Here is a 22351-nt window from a genome sequence, read left to right on the forward strand (position 1 = left end):
GCTTTGCGACCGCTTCGCAGTCGAACGGGGCAAGCCCCCTCGCCACAGGGTTTGTGGTGTATCAGACTCAATGACCATTACCTGAATGCCCGCCCGCATGACCAGCGCCTTGCTTGCCACCCCCGCCCTCATGGATCTCGGCGGGTTTTACCGCCTCAGCCCTGGCCTTCTCGGCCTCTTTGCCGAGTTGATCGACAGTCTGCAAGTTGCTTTTGCGCACAGTGTCGACAAAACCCTGGAACGGCAGGTCAGTAATACCCACCAGCCCGAAGTGACCGTTCTCGCCATCCAGCAGGCGACCGGTCACCGGTTGATCGAGGTACTGGAACCAATGCACCCCGACAATCGACGGTTCGCTCATCGCCTGTTTGAGGAAGTTGGCGTAGGCCGGGCCGCGGTCTTCTTCTTTCGCCAGTTGTGTCACGCCGCCCCAGAACGGGCCGCGATCCTTTGATCCGAAATTGAATTCGGTGATCAGCACCGGCTTGTCCAGGTTGCGCAGTCTGATGAAGTCGTAACCATCCTGCGGTTGCAGGGTGTACATATTGAAGCTCAACACATCGCAGTATTGCGCGCAGGACTCGACGGCTTCCGGGGTGCTGACGGCAAAACGGCCACCCAACAACAACTGGTTCGGCGCATGCCATTTGAGCGAGTCGGAGACGGTTTTGAAGTAGGTGTCGGCAAAGACCTTCTGGAAGTATTTGAAGTCGGCTTCGATTTCCGGGTATTCGGCACTCGGCTGCGGTGGCACGAAGCCCGGGTCTTCCATCAATTCCCAGGCCGGCAGATCAATGCCCCATGCCTTGGAAAGGCCCGCCTGGTTGCGGTACTTGTCACGCAGCTGTTTGAGAAAGGCACGTTTGGCCGGCACATCGGTGGTCATTTTCAAAGTGCCGTAGGCCAGCGCGTAACGGGCCTTCGGGTCATCGCCGGGACCGGCCCAGGCCAGTTCGTTGTCGGCGAAGTAACCGATCAGCCAGGGATCGTCGCGATGGTCGCGGGCGGCGATGGCCACGGCGCGTTCGGTGGCCATGGCGAATCGCGGATCGAACGGGTCGGGCATGCCGCCCCACCAATCGGTGCCGGTGCTGATGCTGGCGTAATCGCCGACGATCGACAGCGGCAAGGTATACGGTACCCGGTCAGTGTTGCCAAACACCGGTGCGCTCCAATTGCCAATGGTATTGAAACCCCAGGCTTGCAGGCGATCGAGGGTATGACTGGCCCAGCGTTTTTCGTCGAAAACCACTTTGCAGGGTTCGGCGGCCGTTTTTTCGACCGATGCTTCAACCGCGCCGGTCTTGGCTGCTTCGGCAACACCAGCGGTGGATTCGGTAGCCGCAGGAATGACCGATTGCCCGGCGTTCTTATCAGCCGTCGCCTCAACCGCGTCAGCCTTGGCCGCTTCGGCGACACCGGCCTTGGTGTCGCTGCCCGGTGCGCAAGGCTCGCCATAAAGACGCTGCAGATTGGCCCCATAGAAGTCGTACCAGCGACCGGCGTTGTAGGCTCGGCCCTGATCGGCGCCATTGCCGCCACGGTTGTCGTCTTCGCCATAATAGCTGGCAAGGGGCTCGTCGGGTTTGGGCAGGGATTCGAACATCCACTCACGACCGGCGACGTAGGTCTGGTTGACACTCGGAGTCACGGTGTTGACGCCGAGGGAATAGAACGGATGCCCTTCCGGGGTCACCAGGTACCAGCGGCCGTCACGCTTTTCGGTGCGGAAAAAGCCGCTGGCCTTGAACGCCGGGCCTTTGGTCCAGCCGCCGAACTTGTCCAGCGAGGCCTTCTCGCGCTCGGCCAACCAGGTTTTCAATTGTTGCTGTTCTTTGGCCGCGGCGGATTTCAGTTGTTCGTCGTTGCTGACCTTCTCCGGCCATTTGGCCCGGGTCGATTGACCGTAGGCATCCACCAGACCGCCATAAGCCGCCTTGGTGACAGCCTCGCCGTCCTGCACGCCGAAGCGTTCGAGCAGGATACTTTGAGCGACTTTCGGCTGATCCATCGACAAGGTCACCGACACCACTTGGCTGCGGTCCAGCTCACCGGTGCTGCTGGTCAGCAATACACGCTGGCCTTCGAAATTGATCGGCATCGGCGGGCCGGCTTTCATGCCCTGGCTCAAAGGTGTACTCGGCTGCAGTGGCACCAACAGGGTTTGCGCAGGGCCGGCCGGCAGATCGACACGGCTGACCAAGGTCTTGCCGTCGTTGCTCTGAATTTTCACGTACAAGGTCACGGCCCAGTTCATCGCGCTCTGGATCCGCAAGCTCATGACACCCGACTGCGACCAGTCCCAGGCACCGGTCTGCGGCGTCAGGCGCAAGGTCGGCTGGGCGACCGGGTTGAAGGTCACGCGGCGCAGCACTTCGCCTTCGGCTGTTTGCTCCGCGTTGGATTGCGGGAGGCTGGCGTCCTGGGTCGCCACCTGAACCACGTCGGCGGGACGCACAAAGTTGAACAGCGTCTGCTGGCCGGCAGGGGCCGCCAGCAAAGGAGCTGCGAACATCAAGGCAAAAACAGCGGGCAACGAACGGCGAATCATAGGAACGTGGTTCTCCCTAACGACCATCAATGGGCCAGTGGAAAGGCAGTGGCAGTGAGGTAGACAACGCGGTGGGCAAATTTGCCCACCGGTGCATCAGGAAATTTCACGACGAAATGGCGGCAACGCATTGAGAATAGCTTTGCCGTATCGCTGCGTGACCAAACGACGGTCGAGCAAAGTGATGGTGCCGCGGTCTTCTTCGGTTCGCAGCAAGCGACCGCAGGCCTGGACCAGTTTCAGCGAGGCGTCGGGCACGGAAATCTCCATGAACGGATTACCGCCGCGGGCCTCGATCCATTCCGCCAGAGCCGCTTCGACCGGATCGTCGGGCACCGAGAACGGAATCTTGGCGATCACCACGTGTTCGCAGTAGGCACCAGGCAAATCCACGCCTTCGGCGAAACTCGCCAGGCCGAACAGCACGCTCGAATCCCCGCCATCAACCCGCGCCTTGTGCTTGTTCAGGGTTTCCTGCTTCGACAGGTTGCCTTGAATGAACACTTGCTTGCGCCAGTCGCGATCCAGGCCGTCGAACACGTCCTGCATCTGTTTACGTGAGGAGAACAGCACCAGGGTGCCACGTGAACCTTCTACCAGTTGCGGCAGGTCGCGGATGATCGCCGCGGTGTGGGCCGGCGCGTCACGCGGGTCGGCTTTCAGGTCCGGCACCCGCAGCACGCCGGCGTCGGCGTGATGGAACGGGCTCGGGACCACCGCGGTCACGGCTGTTTTAGGCAGGCCGGCACGCATGCGGAAACGGTCGAAAGTGCCGAGAGCGGTCAGGGTCGCCGATGTCACCAGCGCCCCGTAAGCCACGTTCCACAAGTTGCGCCGGAGCATGTCCGCCGCGAGGATCGGGCTGGCATTGACCTCGATGTCGAACAGCGAACCGCTTTCGGCCAGGGTCAGCCAACGGGCCATGGGCGGGTTGTCTTCCGGGTCTTCGACGGTGAAGGCGGTCCACAGCTCCCAATTGCCCGAAGAACGCGACAACAGGCTGCCGAACAGCGGATACCACTCTTCGGCCTGGTTGCTGGCGATGCCGATATTGACCTCGCCGTCCATGCCTTCCTTGAGCAGATCGGTGAGCCGGGTGAACAGGTCGGTCAGGCGGGCAAAGCCCTTCTTCAGCTCGATGCCCATTTCGCGCATGTGCTCGGGAATCACCCCGCCGACGAAACGGTGACGTGGGCGCTCGCGACCTTCAACGTCTTCGCCGGGCTTGAAGTCGGCGGCTTGCTCGCAGGCGCTGAACATGAACTGCTGCTGGGTCTTGATTTCCCGGGCCAGCTCCGGCACTTGCTCGATCAACTTGCCCAGATCGCCCGGCAGCGGGTGCTGGGCCAGCAGTTTGGTGAGGTTCTTGGCGGTGGTTTCCAGCCAGTCGGCGGTGGACCGCAGACGCGTGTAATGGGCGAAATGGCCGATGGCCTTGTCCGGCAGGTGGTGGCCTTCGTCGAACACATAGATGGTGTCGCGCGGATCTGGTAGTACCGCGCCGCCGCCCAGGGCCAGGTCGGCCAGCACCATGTCGTGGTTGGTGACGATCACGTCGACCTTGCCCATGCCTTCGCGGGCCTTGTAGAAGGCGCACTGGCCGAAGTTCGGGCAATGACGGTTGGTGCACTGGCTGTGATCGGTGGTCAGGCGCGCCCAGTCAGCGTCTTCCAGCGCCGTCGACCAACTGTCGCGGTCGCCGTCCCACTTATTGCCGGCGAGCTTCTCGATCATGCTGGTGAACAGCTTCTGGCTGGCCTCATCGACCTCGATCTTGAAGCCTTCTTCTTCGAACAGCTGTGCCGTGGCAGTCTGCGCGTGACCTTCCTGGAGCAACATATCCAGCTTGGACAGGCACATGTAGCGCCCCCGGCCCTTGGCCAGGGCGAAGCTGAAATTCAGCCCGCTGTTGCGCATCAGGTCGGGCAAATCCTTGTAGACGATCTGCTCTTGCAGGGCGACGGTGGCCGTGGCAATCACCAGACGCTTGCCGGCGGCCTTCGCGGTCGGGATGGCCGCCAGGCTGTAGGCCACGGTTTTGCCGGTACCAGTGCCGGCTTCCACCGCGACAATCGCGGGGTCGCCACTGCGCCGGCCTTCGTCGTCGGTGTCGATGTCACCGAGGACCTTGGCAATTTCGGCGATCATCAGGCGTTGGCCGTAGCGCGGCTTGAGGCTCTTGGCTTCGAGAAAACGCGAATAGGCGCCCTGGATCGTGGTTTTGAGTTCAGTGCTGATCATCAAAAAAGGCTGGATAAATTTTCAGTGGTTCGGATCGGCCGCTATCATACCCCGCTAATCAATCCCGCGCAGAACGGAGTACCTCAATGACACCTTTTGGCATCGTTTATACCCTGCATGTCCTGGCCGCCCTGGTGTGGGTCGGCGGCATGTTTTTCGCCTGGATGGTCTTGCGGCCCGCGGCGATGAAGGCGCTGGAAGGCCCTGCCCGGTTGACGCTGTGGGTGGAAGTGTTTCAGGTTTTTTTCCGCTGGGTCTGGATCGCGGTGGTGCTTTTGCCGATCAGCGGCGTGGGCATGATTCATCTGCAGTTCGCCGGATTTGAAGCGGCGCCGCGGTATGTGCAAGTGATGATGGGATTGTATGTAGTGATGACGGCGCTGTTTATCCGGATTCAGGCGTTGCTGCTGCCGGAACTGCGCACGGCGGTGGCGGCTCAGGACTGGCCGACGGGCGCGGCGGTGCTGGGTAAGATTCGTCGGTTGGTGGGGATTAACCTGATGGTCGGGTTGGTGCTGGTGGCGATTGCTGCGGCTCGGCCGTGATCGTTCCCACGCTCTGCGTGGGAATGCCTCAAGGGACGCTCTGCGTCCAGTGACGCGGAGCGTCACGGGCTGCGTTCCCACGCAGAGCGTGGGAACGATCGCTTGAGGGCTTACAACCGCTGAATCGTCACCGAACCCGCCACTCCCGCAGGCCCTGGCTGGCCGTCGACACCGGGGCGGCCGCTCTTGCCGCCATCGGCTTTATAGACGACGCAGCCCTTGGCCTTGCCGCCCGCTCCAGGTTTACCCCCCGGCCCTGCCGCGCCACCAACCCCGCCCGCAACCTCGACCTTGATCTGCTCCGTCGGGTAATCACGCGGCACTTCCAGCCGCACCAGCGCCCCAGGTGCGCCCGGCTGGCCGTCGCTGCCATTGCTGCCATCGGCGCCGCGACCGGCCTGGCCCCAGGTACAACCCGGTGCTTGACCATTAGCCCCATCAAGGCCGACAAAACCTGGAGCACCTGCGCCACCGCGAGCGTCGACCGACAATTGCGGCGCGTTCAACACTTTGATCTGCAAATCCAGATTGCGCCCGGAGCGAGCGGCCTTGAGGTATGTCCCCGGCGCGCCCCGTGCAGTGATCTGGCTGCCTTCAGCCAACTCGGCCCGGCTGACCTTCAATGCCAGAGCCTGTTCGCCCGGCACAATGGCAATCCGCGCATCGCGTCCCAGGTGCAGCTCACCGACCGTCACTTCGGTCACGTTCGAGGGAATCAGCAAGGTGCCATAATCGGCGACTTCCAGCCGCTCCAGTTGCAAGGTACTGGCGGTGTTGGGCAAGCGCATCAGCGAGTTGGTTTCGACGCTCACCACCTGCGCGCAGGCCAATGGGCTGATAAGTGCAGCGAGCAGACAGAGTTTACGCATGGGAGGCCTTCGAAGCGGCCGGGGCCGGAATGGTTTGCAGGTGGAAAACGCCGAAAAAGACAATCTTCAGACGATCACGCCAAGGGTGGGCTCGACCTTTGAGGCTACGGTTGCAGAACACCAACTCCAAAAGATGGAGCCCTGCCAACACACTGCCTGCAAAATTGATCAGCAGGTGAAAGGGATGAACAAACGGTATGAGCAGATTGACCAGCGCCACCAACCAGAACAGCAGGGTCAACAACTTCCCCAGCCCCCAAAACACCTTCATACGCTGCCTCGTTGAGAATTATTCTTTGCGCGCACAGTAACGGCTTACACGCGGGATAAGCCAGAGTGCAACAAAAAATTCTTCCCGAAGGTCGCGAATTGGCCGTCGGACCAACCTGAATCGATATCCGACGGCTCTATCACAGGGCTCAGCGATTGATGTGCAATTCCACACGACGGTTTTGTGCCCGCCCTTCTTCCGTGTCGTTATCGGCCACCGGCTGGCTTTCGCCCCGGCCTTCGCTGGTGAGTTTGTTCGGCGCCAGCCCCTGACTCAGCAGGTAGGCCGCCACGCTGCTGGCACGACGTTCCGACAGTTTCTGGTTATAGGCGTCCGAACCCTGGCTGTCGGTATGACCGATGACTTTAATGCTCACCACATCGGTGTTCTGCAATTTGACCATCAGCGAATCCAATTCACTGCGCGCTTCGGGCATCAGCTCGGATTGGTTGTAAGCGAACAGCACGTTGCCGTTCAGGGTGATGACTTCGGATACCGGAGGTTCAACAGGCTTCACGCTGGCCGGGTATTGCGGCAGTGGGCAACCGTGATGTTCGACTGGCGTATCGGCTGGCGTATCAGGGCAGCGATCACGTCGATCGAAGACGCCATCATCGTCTTCATCGCCATCCTGGGCATAACAGATCAGGCCACCGGTCAGAATCCCGAGCGCCGCGCCACCCGCTGCCCAGGCACTACTTTCCATTGCCCCCAAACCGCCGCCGACCAGTCCGCCAATGACGCTGCAGATCGGCCAGGTACGTTGATTGAGGGGGGCGGTGCCATCGCTGTGAGTCGCACAACCGGTCAGAAGACTGCCAAGCAGCAGAACCGGCAAAACGGTCCTTGTGAGAACGCTCATTGTGAATGCTCCTGTGTCACCGGCCCATACCGGTCACACAGGAGTAAAGACCCGCATCCGCGACTGTACAAGCCGCGGAATGCGAGAGGGCTAGCGGTTGATTTTGATTTCCGTGCGACGGTTCAACGCACGGCCGTCAGCGGTTTTGTTATCAGCCACCGGCTGGCTTTCACCGGCACCGGTCACGGACACGAAGCTGCTGCGTGGCACGCCTTGGGATATCAGGTATTCCACCACTGAATGGGCGCGTCTATCCGACAGTTTCTGATTGTAGGCATCACTGCCGACACTGTCGGTATGCCCGGTCACGGTCAGTTGGGCGCTGGAGGATTCCTGTTTCAGGCGCGTGGCAATGGTGTTGAGTACGTCTTTATCGGCCGGGGTGAGCTTGGCCGAGTCGAACTGGAAGTGCACATCACGGATAACGATGACTTCTTCCTTGACCACCGCCGTCTCCTCGACCACCGGCGCAGGCGCTGGTGGAGGGCAACCGTCGGCATCGACCCGCACGCCTTTAGGTGTACCCGGGCACTTGTCGCGGCTGTCCGGCACGCCATCGCCGTCTTCATCGCCATCGCCATGCACCCAGCAATAGGCCGCTGCCGTGCCGCCGACCAGCAGCGCGCCATACCCCGCCCATGCCGAGCTTTCGGTCGCGCCGAGCCCTGCACCGATGACACCGCCGACACCCGCACAGGTCGGCCAGTCGGTTTTCTGTAAACCTGCGCAACCAGTCAACACACTGGTTAGCAGAACCAAGGGTAATGCTGTCCGAATTATGCTCATCTAGTTCTTCTCCTGAGGGATCGGCTTAAAACCGATTCTAGGGAGTAAAGACCCGTCTTTTAATCTCCGCCAGCAATAGGCCATTGCTGTTTTGCCCCGTGTTCACGGAAGATCGGCGCTTTTTGGCTAAACCCGCGAGACGGAACGCTAGGCCCGGACGTTGGGGCAAGCTAGTCTTGGCGCTCTGATTGAGGATCTTCGATGATTGCAGGTATTTCTTCGCGCACGCCCCAGCAGGCGTTGGCCGCTTTGCTTGATCGTTACGCCCCGGTGCGTCTGTTGCTGATTGGCGCCAGCGAATTCCCCGCGCTTGAGGCATTCAAGCTCGCGCACCCGGACAGCCTCGTCGCTTTTGCTGCGCCCGGGCCACTGCCCGCCGAACTGGCAGCACAGCGGTTTGATCTGGCGCTGATGCTCGATTGCCTCGAACACTTGCCCAAGCGCGACGGCCTGAATCTGCTTGGCGGGATACGCAACCTCAATGCCAGTCGCATTGCGGTGCTGGCCGACTTGCCGGCGTGCGGTTGGCAGGAGACGGACTTTTTCTCCCTGGCGCTGCAAGCCAGCGAACGCTTCCAGCGCGACGATCAAGTGCTGACCCTGTTTACCTACGATCTGCTTGACTATAAACAGGTGCCCGACTGGCTGAACTCACGCTTCTGGGCCAATCCGGAAAACTTCGGGAAATATTGGTGGTAACGCAATGAGTACATCCATTTGCCCTTGCGGTAGCGGCACACTACTCGATGCCTGCTGTGGCCATTACCACGCCGGCCACCCCGCCCCCAGCGCCGAAGTCTTGATGCGTTCGCGCTACAGCGCCTATGTACTGGGGCTGATCGACTATCTGGTGGCGACCACCCTGCCCGCACAACAGGCCGGCCTGGACCGCCAGTCGATCAGCGACTGGAGCGCCCAAAGCACCTGGCTGGGCCTGGAGGTGGAAAGCGCCGAGGTCTTCGGCGGACAGCCGGAGCACGCTTTCGTCACCTTCACCGCTCGCTGGCACGACAGCAGCGGCGAACACAGCCACCGCGAACGTTCGTCATTCGTACAGAACGCCGGCCATTGGTATTTCATCGACCCCACCGTATTACTCAAGGCCGGGCGTAACGATGCGTGCCCGTGCGCCAGCGGGCAGAAGTTCAAGAAGTGCTGCGCAAGTTACTTTGGCGCTTGAGTTGATCCCTGTAGCAGCTGCCAAAGGCTGCGTTCGGCCGTAGCAGCTGTAGCAGCTGTAGCAGCTGCTACAAGGGAGAACACGACCATGAACACCCGGCGGCGCGCATTACAGCTGCTCACCCTGCTCCTGTTTCTGGGGCTCGGCGGCTGTGCGTCGTGGTTCAGCGACGATCTGCCGGAGCCGCAGGTTCATCTAGTCAAGGTCGAGGTGGTCCGGGCCAAACTACTGGAACAGAAGTTCCTGCTGCACTTTCGCGTCGACAATCCCAATGACCAGGACCTGACGGTGCGTGCCCTGGAATATCGCATTCACCTCGGGGACATACTGCTGACCGAAGGCGAGCACGAACACTGGTTCACGGTCGGTCCCAATCGCAGCGCTTATTTAAAAGTGCCGATCCGCACCAACCTGTGGCCGAAAGTCCGGGACCTGGTGAAACTGCTGAAAAAACCCGACCAACCGATCCCCTATCGTCTGGAAGGTGAGCTGGAAACCGGTTTATTCATCGCGCACTACGTGCACCTGGCGCGCAATGGCGTGATAATCGCCGCCGATTTAATTCCGGAGTGACCCCGATGACTCAGCAACCTCATGTCCATGGCCCTGACTGCAACCACGATCATGACCATCACGACCACCATGATCACGACCATGGCCATGTCCACGGCCCGAACTGCGGCCACGCCCACCAGGAACCGGTGCGCAACGCCCTGAAAGACGTCGGCCGCAACGATCCTTGCCCATGCGGCAATGGCAAGAAATTCAAGAAGTGCCACGGCGCTTGAGGCTTCGGGCGGATATCTTTTTCGCCTGTTGAATCGCTATCGCGGGCAAGCCCGCTCCCACAAGGTTATCGTCGTGCATAGATTGCGCGTACGACACAAATCTACTGTGGGAGCGGGCTTGCCCGCGATGGCGGCGGCACATTCAACATCCCCGATGTCTGACACACCGCTATCGCGGGCAAGCCCGCTCCCACAGGTTTTTTAGTCGGCCTGCAGAATTTTTGCGGTACTGATGACAGTTGCATACTCACCCTGCAAATTACCCAGCGACATCGCATGCACTTCCTCGGCTGAATGGGCGTTACCAAAAAAATCCGCCTTGTCGAAGGTAAAGCACGCATCCTCAGCAACCCACGCTTCAAACCCCAGGTTGCCGGCCGTTCGCGCCGTGGACTCCACCGAGTTGTGGGTCGCCACGCCGACGATGATCAACTGATCGATCCCCGCCTCCCGTAAACGCGCCTCCAGCCCCGTCGAACAAAAGGCATCCGGCACGTGTTTCTGAATCACTTGCTCGCCGGTCATGGGTTGAAAACGCTCCTGAAATTCCACCCCCGATTGCTGCGGCCAGAACACTGAATCCTCTGAGCGGGACAGGTGCTGCACATGAATCACCGGCCGCCCGGTTCGGCGCCAATGCCCCAGCAATTCCAGGATGCGCTCTTCGGCCTGAGGGTTGTTTCGGCGGCCCAACTTGGGATGCAGGATGCCTTTTTGTTGATCGATGATGATCAGCGCCGCGTTTGTCTTGAGCTCCATGCCGACTTTTCTCCTGCCGGGGCATTGAATTCCCCGCACTTCAGCATCACCTCTTGCTACTGGCAAGCCATCAAACGCAAACAGGACGACCTGATGCCGACGGTCGCTGTCCGTACCTGACGATGTCTCTTGATAATGGAGTACTTCATGATCGACCTGTATTACTGGACCACCCCCAACGGCCACAAGATTTCGATATTCCTGGAAGAAGCAGGCCTGCCGTACAACGTTTACCCGATTAACATCAGCCAGAACGACCAGTTCAAACCCGAATTCCTGAAGATCTCGCCAAACAACAAAATCCCGGCCATCGTCGATCATGAGCCGGTCGATGGCGGTGAACCGTTGGCATTGTTCGAGTCGGGGGCGATTCTGCTGTACCTGGCGGAGAAAACCGGCAAGCTTTTGCCCAAGGATCTGCGCGGGCGCCAGCAAGCGCTGCAATGGCTGTTTTGGCAGATGGGCGGCCTGGGGCCGATGGCCGGGCAGAATCATCACTTCAGCCAGTTCGCGCCAGAAAAAATCCCCTACGCGATCAAACGCTACATCGACGAAACCGCCCGCCTTTATGGAGTACTGGATAAGCAACTGGCGAACAATGAATTTGTCGCCGGCAGCGAATACAGCATTGCCGACATGGCGATCTACCCGTGGATCGTTTCTCACAAGTGGCAGAGCCAGAACCTGGAAGACTTCCCCAACGTGCTGCGCTGGTTCAACCACATCCAGAACCGCCCGGCGACGGTGAAGGCGTATGCGCTGGTGGCCAAGGTCAACCCGCCTAAATCCTGAGGCACCGCACTCTGATCGTTCCCATGCTCCGCGTGGGAATGCCTCAACGGACGCTCCGCGTTCGGCTCTAGATGTGACGCAGAGCGTCACGGGCTGCATTCACACGCAGAGCGTGGGAACGATCACCATAAAGAAATAAACCGCCGCCGCTTGCGCGGCCATCTCCTGCTCACTAACGTAGCGCCTTTATTGCGCCTCTACCCCCGCAGGAGCTTTGCCATGGCCTCGCCAGCCCTCACACATTTTCTTCCCCGGTTCGGCGTTGCCGCTGCAGTGGCCGGTGTTTTAAGCCTGACCGGTTGTCAGACCTGGAACGCTCAAGACACCCTCCCGCCGACCTCCGGCGTGCAACCGCTCAAGGGCCTGGCGCAGAACGTTTCAATTCGCCGCAACGCCATGGGCATGCCGCTGATCGAGAGCAATAGCTTCCACGATGCGCTGTTCACCCTCGGCTACGTGCACGCCAGCGACCGCATCAGCCAAATGGTCACCCTGCGTTTGCTGGCCCAGGGCCGTCTGGCGGAGATGTCCGGTGCGGACCTGCTCGATGCCGACCGCTACATGCGTGCAGTCAATCTGAAGAAAAGCGCGGGTGAGCTGTACAAGGCCTCTTCGCCGCGTCTCAAACGTTTCTTTGAAGTCTATGCCCGTGGGGTCAACGCCTACCTGTTCCGCTACCGCGACAAACTGCCTGCCGATCTCGCGGCCACTGGCTACAAGCCCGAATACTGGAAACCGGAAGATTCGGCGCTGATTTTCTGCCTGCTGAATTTCAGTCAATCGGCGAACCTGCCGGAAGAAATTTCCTCATTGATGCTGGCCCAGACGGTCAGTACCGACAAGCTGGCGTGGCTTGCGCCGTCCGCCCCTGACGAAAAACTGCCGGTCGCTGAAGCCGAAAAACTCCAGGGCATCAAACTCAACGGGCAAATCCCGGGGCTGAGCGAAATCAGCAAAGCCACCGGCCAACTGTCCGACCTGAACCTGCTGGGCGCCACGTCTTCGAACAACTGGGCGATCGCCCCGCAACGCAGCCGCAGCGGCAAAAGCCTGCTGGCCAGCGACAGTCATGGGCCGCTGGGCGTGCCGGCGCTGTTCAGTTACGTGCAGATTCGCGCGCCGAAATACCAGGCGTCCGGCGTGACCATTGCCGGGTTACCGATGGTGCTCGGTGGTTTCAACGGCAAAGTGGCGTGGAGCATGACCACGGTCATGGGCGACAACCAGGATCTGTTCCTGGAAAAAATCAAACGTCAGGGCAATGGCCTTTCCTACGAAGTGGGCGGCAAATGGCAGCCGGCGATCGTGCGTAACGAAACCTACTTCGTCAAAGGCCAGAAGCCGATTCGCGAAGCGGTGTACGAAACCCGCCACGGGCCGTTGCTCAACAGTGCCCAAGGCACCGCGTTGGCCAATGGTTTCGGCCTGGCCTTGCAGACGCCGAACTTCACCGACGACAAAACCCTGGATGCCTTTTTCGACCTGTCCCGAGCGCAGAGCGTCGAGAAAGCCTCGGACGCCAGCCGTGAAATACGCGCCATTGCGCTGAATCTGGTGTTTGCCGATGCCAGCAACATCGGTTGGCAAGTCACCGGTCGCTACCCGAACCGTCGCGAAGGCGAAGGCTTGCTGCCATCGCCGGGTTGGGAAGGTCGCTACGACTGGGACGGTTACGCCGACCCGATGCTCCATCCGTATGACCAGGACCCGGCTCAAGGCTGGCTCGGCACCGCCAACCAGCGGGTCATTCCCCATGGCTACGGCATGCAACTGTCCAATTCCTGGTCGGCGCCGGAGCGCGGCGAACGCATGGCCGAACTGGCGGGCGTGGGCAAACACGACACACGCAGCCTGATCGCCATGCAATACGACCAGACCACCACCTTTGCCGCCAAACTGAAGAAGATGTTTGAAGCGCCAGGCATGTCCCAGCCACTCAAGCAAGCCATCGAAGCGCTGCCAGTTGGCGATCGTGGCAAGGCTCGCGAGGCCTACACGCGCTTGATGGCTTTCGACGGCAAACTCAGCGCGACCTCCGCCGACGCGGCGATCTACGAGCTGTTCCTGCAGGAAAGCACCAAGCAGATTTTCCTCGACGAACTGGGCCCGGAAAGCAGCCCGGCGTGGAAAGCCTTTATCGGCAACGGCAAGTTGTCTTACGCGGCGCAGGCCGATCATCTGCTGGGCCGTGAGGACAGTCCGTTCTGGGACGACCTGCGCACCCCGCAGAAAGAAGACAAAACGACGATTCTCGCCCGCAGCCTGGCGGCCGCGATCAGCGCGGGTGACAGCCAGTTGGGTGGCGATCACAAAGCCTGGCAGTGGGGCAAACTGCATCGCTACGAGTGGAAGAACGCCAGTGGCCAGACCGTACGCGGTCCACTGGCGGCCGGCGGCGACCACACCACGCTCAACACCGCCGCGTTCACCTGGGGCCAGGACTTCAACACCACGCTGGCGCCAGCCATGCGCTTTATCGTCGATTTCGGCCAGGCCGAACCGCTGATGGGCCAGAACGGTACCGGTCAATCCGGCAACCCGGCCAGCCCGCACTATCTCGACAGCGTCGATCCATGGCTCAAGGGGCAATACATGAGCCTGCCGATGCAGCCGCAGAACTTTGACAAGGTGTATGGCAAGACGCGGCTGACGCTGACGCCTGGCAAGTAACCTCAAGTGGGACCGGGCTTGCTCGCGAAAGCATGCTGCCGGTCCCATTGATGCTGAAAATCCATTGTGGCGAGGGAGCTTGCTCCCGCTCGGCTGCGAAGCAGTCGCAAAACAGACGCCTGTGTTCTAACTGGATCTGCGCGGTGGCAGATTCGGGGCCGCTACGCGCCCCAGCGGGAGCAAGCTCCCTCGCCACAGGTGCGATGTTTCGTTCTAGAAACCTTAACTGGCTTGCTCGCGAAAGCGGCCTGATTAACGCGTCCATTCTTCCTTGAAAATAAATAGAACTTCTCGTCTCGCGCAAACCTCCTAGCTAGCAGGCCACTCCATTTGGGTAACAATATGGACCTTGTTATCGCGCGTCCTGAAGGTTTGTACTGCCCGCTCGGGGATTTCTATATCGATCCATGGCAGGCGGTAGAACGGTCAGTCATCACCCACGCCCATGGCGACCATGCTCGCCGTGGCAATCAACATTATCTGGCGGCGGCACCGGGTGCGGGCATTCTGCGCGCGCGCCTGGGCCAAGACATCAACCTGCAAACGCTGCCCTATGGCGAGCCATTGCTGCACCGCGGCGTAAAGCTGAGTTTGCACCCTGCAGGCCACGTGCTCGGCTCAGCCCAAGTGCGTCTGGAATACGAGGGGCAAGTCTGGGTCGCCTCGGGGGATTACAAAACCGAGCCCGACGGCACCTGTGCGCCGTTCGAACCGGTGCGCTGCCACACGTTCATCACCGAATCGACGTTCGGTCTGCCGATTTACCGTTGGCAACCCCAGACGCAAATCTTTGCCGAAATCAATCAATGGTGGCGAGCCAATGCTGCAGCCGACAAGGCCAGCGTGCTGTTCTGCTATTCCTTCGGCAAGGCTCAGCGGATTCTCCACGGCATCGATGCCAGCCTCGGCCCCATTCTGGTACACGGCGCGGTTGAACCCATCAATCGGATTTATCGCGAGAGCGGCATTTATTTACCGCCAACGATCTATTCCGGCGAAGTGAAAAAACATGACCCGATGATGCGCAAAGCCTTGGTCCTCGCGCCGCCCTCGGCGGGTGCCAGCCCTTGGGTACGGCGTTTCGGTGACTACAGCGATGGCTTCGCCAGTGGCTGGATGCGCTTGCGCGGCACACGACGCCGGCGCGGCGTGGACCGCGGCTTCGTGCTGTCCGATCACGCCGACTGGCCCGGCCTGCTCTGGGCCATCGAACAAACCGGAGCCGAACGCGTGATCGTCACCCATGGTTCGATCGGGGTACTGGTGCGTCAACTGCGCGAACAAGGCCTTGATGCCATGAGTTTCAGCACCGAATACGGCGATGATGAAGACGCCACCGTTCTCGAACCCGAGAGCGCCGAGGTGCTGGCATGAAAGCCTTCGCCGACTTGTATGCCGAACTCGATGCCACCACCTCGAGCAACGCCAAACTGACGGCGATGCAGAACTATTTCGCCCAAGCCGCGCCTGAAGATGCCGCCTGGGCGGTGTACTTTCTGTCCGGTGGACGACCTCGGCAATTGGTGCCGGTACGAATGCTGCGGGAAATGGCAACCGCGTTTTCCGGGCTCTCGCCCTGGTTGTTCGAAGAAAGTTATCAGGCCGTCGGTGATCTGGCGGAAACCATTTCACTGGTGCTGCCCGAAACGCTCCACACCTCTACCGACGGGCTGGCGGTGTGGATCGAAAACAAACTGCTGCCGCTGCGTAACGCCGCCCCGCAGACCCTCGCCGAATGCTTGCCGGCCCTGTGGGCGCAACTGGATCGCCAGAGTCTGATGCTGTGCATCAAATTGATCACTGGCAGTTTCCGTGTCGGAGTTTCGAAATTGCTGGTCACCCGCGCCTTGGCGGCCATGGCCGGGCTCGACAGCAAACGCGTGGCCCAGCGGCTGGTGGGTTACACCGATCTGTCTAACCGCCCAAGCGCCGCCAGTTACCTGAAGCTGATCGCTCCCGAATCACCCAATGAGCATGCCCAACGGGGTGGCCAACCGTACCCGTTTTTCCTCGCCCATGCGTTGTCGCACCCGGTCGAGCAGTTTGAAGCCCTGCTCGGAGCGGCCAGTCAGTGGCAAGTGGAATGGAAGTGGGACGGCATCCGCGCTCAAGTGGTCAAGCGCGAGGGGCGCTTGTGGATCTGGTCACGAGGTGAAGAGCTGGTAAGCGAACGCTTCCCCGAATTGGACAGCCTGGTTCACGGTTTGCCCGATGGCACGGTGATCGACGGTGAAATCGTCGCCTGGAAAGCTGCACAACCGGGCATCAACGACACCTTCGACCCGCAATCGCCATCGTCACCCGCCGTACAACCCTTCGCCCTGTTGCAACAGCGGATCGGCCGTAGAACGCTGAGCAAGAAAATCCTCGATGAAGTGCCCGTGGTCATCCTGGCCTATGACCTGCTGGAGTGGCAGGGTGAGGATTGGCGTAACCAGACTCAGGCCACGCGCCGCACTCAGCTGGAGCAACTCATCCTCACCTGCGCAAACCCAGTGTTACTGAGCTCGCCCGTGCTGACCGGTGAAGACTGGTTTGACCTCGCCCGCCAACGAGAAGCCTCCCGCAGACTGGGCGTCGAAGGCATGATGCTCAAGGCCCGCGATGCGCTGTATGGCGTCGGGCGGACCAAGGACATGGGCGTGTGGTGGAAATGGAAAGTCGACCCGTTCAGCGTCGATGCGGTGCTGATCTATGCCCAGCAGGGCCATGGGCGCCGGGCCAGTCTCTACACTGATTACACCTTCGCTGTGTGGGACGGCCCACCCTCTGCCCGCGAGCGAACACTGGTGCCTTTCGCCAAGGCTTACTCCGGGTTGACTGACGAAGAAATACGGCAGGTCGACAGCATCGTACGCAAGACCACTGTGGAAAAATTCGGACCGGTGAGTAGTGTGAAGCCGACCCTGGTGTTTGAACTGGGGTTCGAGGGCATTGCCCTGTCGAAGCGGCACAAGAGCGGGATTGCGGTGCGGTTTCCGAGGATGCTGCGTTGGCGGCAGGACAAGTCGGTGGAGGACGCTGACAGCTTGGCGACGTTGCAGGATTTGCTCGCCTGATCCGATTCCTGTGGCTAATGCCAGTAAGTTAAGGCGCAGAACCTGTGGGAGCGTGGCTTGCCCGCGAAGAACGATAACGCGAAATACCTGAAAAACCGCGGGGCATTCTTCGCGGGCAAGCCACGCTCCCACAGGATTTTCGTCGCATTAGGGCAAGCTTCCTCACCACACTGCGCACCATCCAGGCGCGGGAATCTGACGATGCCCATTTTCGTGCACAGATCGCGCTTTGCCACTTCTTGTATTACCTTTTAAACGCTTGTTCGGGACTCTGGTTCGGAAATTGCTACTTTGAATAGGTCTGACGCTTTCCAGTAACAGTACTTCTGCGCCACAAGCGCTCATATTGGTTCTTAGGGATTGAATAATGAAAAAAGCATTGCTGACCCTTTCTGCACTGGCGTTGTGCATGGCTGCCGGCTCCGCGCTGGCCAAGGAATACAAAGAATTGCGTTTTGGCGTTGACCCTTCTTACGCGCCGTTCGAATCCAAAGCAGCCGACGGCAGCCTGGTAGGCTTCGACATCGATCTGGGCAATGCGATCTGCGCCGAGCTGAAGGTCAAGTGCAAATGGGTCGAAAGCGATTTCGACGGCATGATTCCGGGCCTCAAGGCCAATAAATTCGACGGTGTGATCTCTTCGATGACCGTCACCCCGGCCCGCGAAAAAGTCATCGACTTCTCCGACGAGCTGTTCTCCGGCCCAACCGCTTATGTGTTCAAGAAAGGTTCCGGTCTGAGCGAAGATGTTGCGTCGCTGAAGGGCAAAACCGTCGGCTACGAGCAAGGCACCATCCAGGAAGCCTACGCCAAGGCCGTGCTGGACAAGGCGGGCGTGAAAACCCAGGCCTATCAGAACCAGGATCAGGTGTATTCCGACCTGACTTCCGGCCGTCTCGACGCGGCAATCCAGGACATGCTGCAAGCCGAACTGGGCTTCTTGAAGTCGCCAAAAGGCGAAGGCTACGAAGTCAGCAAGCCGGTCGACAGTGAATTGCTGCCGTCGAAAACAGCTATCGGTATCTCTAAAGGTAACAAAGACCTCAAAGAGCTTTTGAATAAAGGTATCAAAGCGTTACACGACGATGGCACCTACGCCACCATTCAGAAGAAACACTTTGGCGATCTGAATCTGTACAGCGGCAAATAATGCCCGGCGCCCATCTCGCGATGGGCGCTTTTTTCACCCGATCAGGTTGCTGATTTATGTTTGAAAACCTATTACAAAATCTGGGGCTCTCAGCCTTCAGCCTCCAGGGCTTCGGTCCGTTGCTGATGGAAGGCACCTGGATGACCATCAAATTATCGGTGTTGTCGCTGCTGGTGGCTGTGTTGCTCGGCCTGCTGGGCGCCAGTGCCAAGCTGTCAAAAGTCAAACTGCTGCGGATATTGGCCCAGTGCTATACCACACTGATTCGCGGGGTGCCCGACCTGGTGCTGATGCTGCTGATCTTCTACAGCCTGCAAACCTGGCTGACCTCGTTTACCGATTTCATGGAATGGGAATACATCGAGATCAACCCGTTCAGCGCCGGGGTCATTACCCTGGGCTTCATTTATGGCGCCTACTTCACCGAAACGTTCCGCGGGGCGATTCTCGCCGTGCCACGGGGTCAGGTCGAAGCCGCTATCGCCTACGGCCTCAAACGTGGCCAGCGGTTCTGGATCGTGGTGTTCCCGCAAATGATGCGCTTCGCCCTGCCGGGCATCGGTAACAACTGGATGGTGATGCTCAAGGCCACTGCGCTGGTCTCGATCATCGGCCTCGCCGACCTGGTCAAGGCCGCGCAGGACGCCGGTAAAAGTACTTATCAACTGTTCTACTTCCTGGTGCTGGCCGCATTGATTTACCTGGTGATCACCAGTGCCTCCAACGTCGTCCTGCGCTGGCTCGAACGCCGCTACGCCGCCGGTTCCCGGGAGGCCGTACGATGATCGAACTCTTGCAGGAATATTGGAGACCCTTCCTTTATACCGACGGCTACAACATCACTGGCCTGGCCATGACCATGTGGCTGCTCAGCGCGTCGATCTTCATCGGTTTTGTGGTGTCGATCCCGCTGTCCATCGCCAGGGTTTCGCCCAAGGTCTACATCCGCTGGCCGGTGCAGTTTTACACCTACCTGTTCCGGGGCACGCCGCTGTATATCCAGCTGCTGATTTGCTACACCGGCATCTACAGCCTGGCGGCCGTGCGTGCCCAGCCAGTCCTCGATGCGTTCTTTCGCGATGCGATGAACTGCACGATCCTGGCCTTCGCCCTGAACACCTGCGCCTACACCACGGAGATCTTCGCCGGGGCGATTCGCAGCATGGCGCACGGTGAAGTCGAAGCCGCCAAGGCTTACGGTCTGTCAGGCTGGAAGCTCTACGCCTACGTGATCATGCCGTCGGCCCTGCGTCGCTCGTTGCCTTATTACAGCAACGAAGTGATTCTGATGCTGCACTCGACCACCGTAGCGTTTACCGCGACCATCCCGGATGTATTGAAAGTCGCTCGCGACGCGAACTCTGCGACCTTCCTGACATTCCAGTCGTTCGGCATCGCCGCGCTGATCTACCTGACCGTTACCTTTGCGCTGGTCGGCCTGTTCCGCCTCGCCGAACGCCGATGGCTGGCCTTCCTCGGGCCGACTCATTAGGACAACTCGTACATGCGCCACCAGATTCATGACCTGCTGGCCCCGCTGCCGGGGACCGTGCGACAGATTCACAGCTTCCACTTCGGCTCGCCGTCGGCCAAAGGCAAGATTTACATCCAGTCCTCCCTGCATGCCGACGAATTGCCCGGCATGTTGGTAGCCTGGCACCTCAAGCAACGTCTGGCGGAGCTGGAAGCCGTCGGCCGGCTGCGCAGTGAAATCGTGCTGGTGCCCGTGGCCAACCCGGTCGGCCTGGAACAAGTGTTGATGGACGTTCCACTGGGCCGCTACGAGCTGGAAAGCGGGCAGAACTTCAATCGCTGGTTCGTCGACTTGAGTGAAGAAGTCGGCTACGAGATCGAAGGCCTGCTCGGCGACGATCCGCAACGCAACCTCGAACTGATCCGCGACAGCCTGCGCAAGGCTTTGGCGCGGCAGACCGCAGGCACTCAACTGCAATCCCAGCGCCTGACCCTGCAACGGCTGGCCTGCGATGCAGACATGGTGCTGGACCTGCATTGCGATTTCGAAGCCGTGGCGCACCTTTACACCACGCCCGAGGCTTGGCCGCAGGTCGAGCCGCTGGCGCGCTACATTGGTTCCGAAGCCAGCCTGCTGGCCACCGACTCTGGCGGCCAGTCGTTCGATGAATGCTTCACCCTGCTGTGGTGGCAGTTGAAAGAGCGCTTCGGCGAGCAGTTCGAGATTCCGCTGGGCAGTTTTTCAGTCACCGTCGAATTGCGCGGCCAGGGTGACGTCAATCACCCATTGGCCAGCCTCGACTGCCAGGCGCTGATCGATTATCTGATTCATTTCGGCGCAATTGTCGGTGAGCCGGCGCCATTACCGGATCTGCCCTACCCGGCCACACCGCTGGCCGGCGTCGAACCGGTGGCGACACCGGTGGGCGGGCTGCTGGTGTTCACGGCCCTGCCCGGGGAATACCTGGAGGCCGGGCAACTGATCGCCGAAATCATCGACCCGATCAATGATCGTGTCACCCCTGTTCATTGCACCGCCGCCGGGCTGATGTACGCCCGTTCGCTGCGGCGCATGGCAACTGCCGGTATGGTGATCGCCCACGTCGCGGGCACCGAAGCCTATCGCAGCGGCTACCTACTTTCGCCTTGAGGACGCATGCCCCATGTACAAACTGACCATTGAAGGCCTGCATAAAAGCTATGGCGATCATCAGGTGCTCAAAGGCGTTTCGCTCAAGGCCAAAACCGGCGACGTCATCAGCCTGATCGGCGCCAGCGGCTCGGGCAAAAGCACCTTTTTGCGCTGCATCAACTTTCTCGAACAACCCAACGACGGCGCCATGAGCCTGGACGGCCAGAACATCCGCATGATCAAGGATCGCCACGGCATGCACGTGGCCGACGCCGATGAGCTGCAACGGATCCGCACCCGCTTGGCCATGGTGTTCCAGCACTTCAACCTGTGGAGCCACATGACGGTGCTGGAAAACATCACCATGGCCCCGCGCCGGGTACTCGGTTGCAGCAAGAAAGAGGCCGAAGACCGTGCCCGACGTTACCTCGACAAGGTTGGCCTGGCGCCACGCGTGGCGGATCAGTACCCGGCCTTCCTTTCGGGCGGCCAGCAACAACGGGTAGCCATTGCCCGCGCACTGGCCATGGAACCGGAAGTCATGCTGTTCGACGAACCGACCTCGGCGCTAGACCCGGAACTGGTCGGCGAAGTGCTCAAAGTCATCCAGGGCCTGGCCGAAGAAGGCCGGACCATGATCATGGTCACCCACGAAATGAGCTTCGCTCGCAAGGTATCGAGCCAGGTGCTGTTCCTGCACCAGGGGCTGGTGGAGGAAGAAGGTGCGCCGGAAGACGTACTGGGCAATCCGAAGAGTGAGCGACTGAAGCAGTTCCTCAGTGGCAACCTCAAGTAACCCACCATCCTGTTGGAGCGAGGCTTGCCCGCGAAGAACGATAACGCGGTCATCCTATAGACCGAGTTGCCTTCATCGCGGGCAAGTCGGATCGCCGCACCGCTCGCTCCTACAAAAACGGATTTCGCTAACAGATATCAGACCACAGGCGCGGGAGGCGGCTCATCCGGCAGGGTGGGCTCACCGGGCTCTGTCGGATCTTCGTTGGGGGTGTCGGGGTCAGGCTGATGGGGGATGCCCCCTGCCATGCTGACTGGCGGATGTGCCAACAAGGACCAGGCCAGCACGCCAACCTGATTGGGCTCAAGCCTTGCCAGTTCGGCACTTATTCGCGGATCGATCTTCATGAAGCACTCCTGAGCGATGGCCCTATCCGCCTTGCGCGAATCAGAGCAGTACATTCCATAGAGTGTACGCCCGCTCAGGA

The 22351-nt window shown here is 60.2% G+C and carries 22 protein-coding genes; 14 read left to right on the forward strand and 8 right to left on the reverse strand.

All coding sequences use genetic code 11. From position 1 onward, the window contains the following. Window positions 1–67: 67 nt before the first annotated feature. Together PSH88_RS24250 and dinG are read right to left on the reverse strand one after the other, a co-directional pair. Window positions 68–2551 (reverse strand): beta-galactosidase, encoded by a 2484-nt coding sequence (locus PSH88_RS24250; RefSeq protein WP_305423104.1) that lies wholly within the window; start codon window positions 2549–2551, stop codon window positions 68–70. A 96-nt stretch (window positions 2552–2647) separates the two neighbouring features. Then, on the reverse strand, window positions 2648–4792 hold the full coding sequence (gene dinG / locus PSH88_RS24255; RefSeq protein ID WP_007906715.1) for an ATP-dependent DNA helicase DinG: 2145 nt from the start codon (window positions 4790–4792) through the stop codon (window positions 2648–2650). An 86-nt stretch (window positions 4793–4878) separates the two neighbouring features. Between dinG and PSH88_RS24260 the strand changes: the two genes are divergently transcribed. Continuing rightward, window positions 4879–5337 carry a CopD family protein gene (locus tag PSH88_RS24260; protein ID WP_305423105.1) on the forward strand — a complete coding sequence of 153 codons (459 nt, stop codon included), beginning with the start codon at window positions 4879–4881 and terminating at the stop codon, window positions 5335–5337. Window positions 5338–5447: 110 nt separating this feature from the next. Here the strand turns inward: PSH88_RS24260 and PSH88_RS24265 are convergent, their stop codons facing one another. The 4 genes from PSH88_RS24265 to PSH88_RS24280 all read right to left on the reverse strand — a co-directional run bounded on the left by PSH88_RS24265 (window position 5448) and on the right by PSH88_RS24280 (window position 8125). Beyond that, the gene (locus PSH88_RS24265; protein ID WP_305423106.1) at window positions 5448–6206 is read right to left on the reverse strand and encodes a collagen-like protein; all 759 of its coding nucleotides are present in this window, start codon (window positions 6204–6206) and stop codon (window positions 5448–5450) included. Further along, the gene (locus tag PSH88_RS24270; protein ID WP_305423108.1) at window positions 6199–6477 is read right to left on the reverse strand and encodes a DUF1145 domain-containing protein; all 279 of its coding nucleotides are present in this window, start codon (window positions 6475–6477) and stop codon (window positions 6199–6201) included. Before PSH88_RS24270 ends, PSH88_RS24265 begins: the two co-directional genes overlap by 8 nt. Before the next feature lie 148 nt (window positions 6478–6625). Further along, a complete protein-coding gene (locus PSH88_RS24275; RefSeq protein WP_305423109.1) occupies window positions 6626–7339 on the reverse strand; it encodes a PA1041 family peptidoglycan-binding anchor lipoprotein in 714 nt (237 codons plus the stop codon). Window positions 7340–7429: 90 nt separating this feature from the next. After that, window positions 7430–8125, reverse strand: a complete 696-nt coding sequence (locus PSH88_RS24280) for a PA1041 family peptidoglycan-binding anchor lipoprotein (RefSeq protein ID WP_305423110.1) — start codon at window positions 8123–8125, stop codon at window positions 7430–7432. A 201-nt stretch (window positions 8126–8326) separates the two neighbouring features. On the opposite strand from PSH88_RS24280, the gene PSH88_RS24285 reads away from it, so the two are divergent. The 4 genes from PSH88_RS24285 (at window position 8327) to PSH88_RS24300 (ending at window position 10093) form a co-directional block, all read left to right on the forward strand. Further along, window positions 8327–8824, forward strand: a complete 498-nt coding sequence (locus tag PSH88_RS24285; RefSeq protein WP_305423111.1) for a DUF6231 family protein — start codon at window positions 8327–8329, stop codon at window positions 8822–8824. 4 nt (window positions 8825–8828) lie between these two features. Beyond that, entirely contained in the window at window positions 8829–9305 is a 477-nt protein-coding gene (locus tag PSH88_RS24290; protein WP_123719790.1) for a YchJ family protein, read from the forward strand. An 87-nt stretch (window positions 9306–9392) separates the two neighbouring features. Continuing rightward, a complete protein-coding gene (locus PSH88_RS24295) occupies window positions 9393–9878 on the forward strand; it encodes an LEA/WHy family protein (protein ID WP_305423114.1) in 486 nt (161 codons plus the stop codon). Between the two features lie 5 nt (window positions 9879–9883). Further along, entirely contained in the window at window positions 9884–10093 is a 210-nt protein-coding gene (locus tag PSH88_RS24300; RefSeq protein WP_007906737.1) for an SEC-C metal-binding domain-containing protein, read from the forward strand. A 201-nt stretch (window positions 10094–10294) separates the two neighbouring features. Here the strand turns inward: PSH88_RS24300 and PSH88_RS24305 are convergent, their stop codons facing one another. After that, window positions 10295–10852, reverse strand: coding sequence for a cysteine hydrolase family protein (locus tag PSH88_RS24305; RefSeq protein WP_305423116.1), 558 nt, complete (start codon window positions 10850–10852; stop codon window positions 10295–10297). Window positions 10853–10999: 147 nt separating this feature from the next. Here PSH88_RS24305 and PSH88_RS24310 point away from each other — a divergent pair, with 147 nt between their 5' ends. The 9 genes from PSH88_RS24310 to PSH88_RS24350 all read left to right on the forward strand — a co-directional run bounded on the left by PSH88_RS24310 (window position 11000) and on the right by PSH88_RS24350 (window position 21924). Then, window positions 11000–11644 (forward strand): glutathione S-transferase N-terminal domain-containing protein, encoded by a 645-nt coding sequence (locus PSH88_RS24310; protein WP_305423118.1) that lies wholly within the window; start codon window positions 11000–11002, stop codon window positions 11642–11644. Between the two features lie 219 nt (window positions 11645–11863). Further along, the gene (locus PSH88_RS24315; RefSeq protein WP_305423120.1) at window positions 11864–14314 is read left to right on the forward strand and encodes a penicillin acylase family protein; all 2451 of its coding nucleotides are present in this window, start codon (window positions 11864–11866) and stop codon (window positions 14312–14314) included. Between the two features lie 342 nt (window positions 14315–14656). Continuing rightward, entirely contained in the window at window positions 14657–15688 is a 1032-nt protein-coding gene (locus PSH88_RS24320; RefSeq protein WP_305423122.1) for a ligase-associated DNA damage response exonuclease, read from the forward strand. Next, the gene (locus tag PSH88_RS24325) at window positions 15685–17373 is read left to right on the forward strand and encodes an ATP-dependent DNA ligase (protein ID WP_305423124.1); all 1689 of its coding nucleotides are present in this window, start codon (window positions 15685–15687) and stop codon (window positions 17371–17373) included. Before PSH88_RS24320 ends, PSH88_RS24325 begins: the two co-directional genes overlap by 4 nt. Before the next feature lie 367 nt (window positions 17374–17740). Next, window positions 17741–18523: a transporter substrate-binding domain-containing protein gene (locus PSH88_RS24330; protein WP_007904668.1), complete on the forward strand. Its 783-nt coding sequence runs from the start codon at window positions 17741–17743 to the stop codon at window positions 18521–18523. A 56-nt stretch (window positions 18524–18579) separates the two neighbouring features. Then, entirely contained in the window at window positions 18580–19308 is a 729-nt protein-coding gene (locus tag PSH88_RS24335; RefSeq protein ID WP_305423126.1) for an ABC transporter permease, read from the forward strand. After that, window positions 19305–20015, forward strand: coding sequence for an ABC transporter permease (locus PSH88_RS24340; protein WP_305423128.1), 711 nt, complete (start codon window positions 19305–19307; stop codon window positions 20013–20015). Before PSH88_RS24335 ends, PSH88_RS24340 begins: the two co-directional genes overlap by 4 nt. 12 nt (window positions 20016–20027) lie before the next feature. Beyond that, window positions 20028–21146, forward strand: a complete 1119-nt coding sequence (locus PSH88_RS24345; protein ID WP_305423129.1) for a succinylglutamate desuccinylase/aspartoacylase family protein — start codon at window positions 20028–20030, stop codon at window positions 21144–21146. 13 nt (window positions 21147–21159) lie between these two features. Next, window positions 21160–21924, forward strand: a complete 765-nt coding sequence (locus tag PSH88_RS24350) for an ABC transporter ATP-binding protein (RefSeq protein WP_305423130.1) — start codon at window positions 21160–21162, stop codon at window positions 21922–21924. A 137-nt stretch (window positions 21925–22061) separates the two neighbouring features. On the opposite strand, the gene PSH88_RS24355 is transcribed toward PSH88_RS24350, so the two are convergent. After that, window positions 22062–22271, reverse strand: coding sequence for a hypothetical protein (locus tag PSH88_RS24355; RefSeq protein ID WP_019580966.1), 210 nt, complete (start codon window positions 22269–22271; stop codon window positions 22062–22064). Window positions 22272–22351: the final 80 nt, after the last annotated feature.

This window comes from Pseudomonas wuhanensis, from assembly GCF_030687395.1.
GTDB classification, from domain to species: Bacteria; Pseudomonadota; Gammaproteobacteria; order Pseudomonadales; family Pseudomonadaceae; genus Aquipseudomonas; species Aquipseudomonas wuhanensis.